The organism is Streptomyces sp. NPDC004561, assembly GCF_053602155.1.
In genome coordinates this window covers 1-1056 of the sequence record NZ_JBSGDB010000945.1, presented here as the reverse complement: position 1 = coordinate 1056, position 1056 = coordinate 1, and the positions used below count along the sequence as shown (strand labels likewise).

The 1056-nt window shown below is 70.9% G+C and carries 1 protein-coding gene; it reads left to right on the top strand.

The window, feature by feature from the left end:
• Positions 1-351: 351 nt before the first annotated feature.
• Positions 352-1056: AfsR/SARP family transcriptional regulator (locus ACWEN3_RS46910; protein ID WP_452984608.1), on the top strand; the 705-nt coding region annotated here is incomplete at its 3' end.

Sequence of the window (1056 nt, the reverse complement as noted above, 5' to 3'; positions counted from 1 at the left end):
TCCTCGACACTGACAACGGGCCTGCTCTGGGAGGCAGTTACCGAGGTGCAGCACCACCGAGTGTCGGCAATCACCGTCTGGTCGGCCGCGGGACAGGACTCGCAGTGAAACGGCGCCGCTGCGCGGCACCGTGGTCGAGGAGGCGATTCCTCCCGGGCCTGAAGGCCCAGGGTTCCTCGCCAGAAACAGCTGAAGATCAGCAGCCGGGCCCTCCAGACCGACACACCCGTCCCTCAGTCGCGCACCAAGTCGTGAAAGGTTGGATCCCCGGCCCGGCCGATGGCGTCTTAAAGGTATCCGCGAGCGATCCTGTCTGCTTGTCCTACTGACCGTTGCAAGGGGAAACACCGGGTGGCTGGAGCATTCCGTTTCGAAATACTTGGCGCGGTGCGCGCGTACCGGGGGGACGTCGAGCTGCGCGTGGGGCCGCCGCAGCAGCAGGCGTTGCTGTCGCTGCTGCTGCTGCGCGCCAACCAGCCCGTGTCCATGGCCCAGATCGTCGGTGCGCTGTGGGCGGACGCGCCGCCGACCCGGGCGGTGACCACCATCCGCACCTACGTCTGGCGGCTGCGCAAGCTGCTGGAGGCGGAGGGCGCGGCGCCGACCGTCCTGGAACTGGCCGGTGATGGCTACCGGTTGGCGGTGCCGGACGGGGCGCTGGATCTCAACCGTGCCGAGGAACTGGCCGCCGGGGCCGCCCGCGCCGCGGCAAACGACCGGGTGTCGGAGGCCGCGCGGCTGCTGGCGCGGGCCCTGGACCTGTGGCAGGGGGAGCCGCTGGCGGGGGTGCCCGGGCCGTTCGCCGAGCGGCAGCGCGTCCGGCTGGAGGAGTTGCGGCTGACGCTGTGCGAGAAGCGCTTCGAACTCGCTTTGGCGCTGGGCCGTCACCGTTCGGCCGTCCCGGACCTGGTCGAGCTGACCGACGCCCACCCGCTGCGGGAACGCCCCTACGGCCTGCTGATGCGCGCCTTGTACGGGGCGGGCCGTCAGGCCGACGCCCTCGCGGTGTTCAGCCGGGTGCGGGACCTGCTGATCGAGGAGCAGGGTATCGAGCCC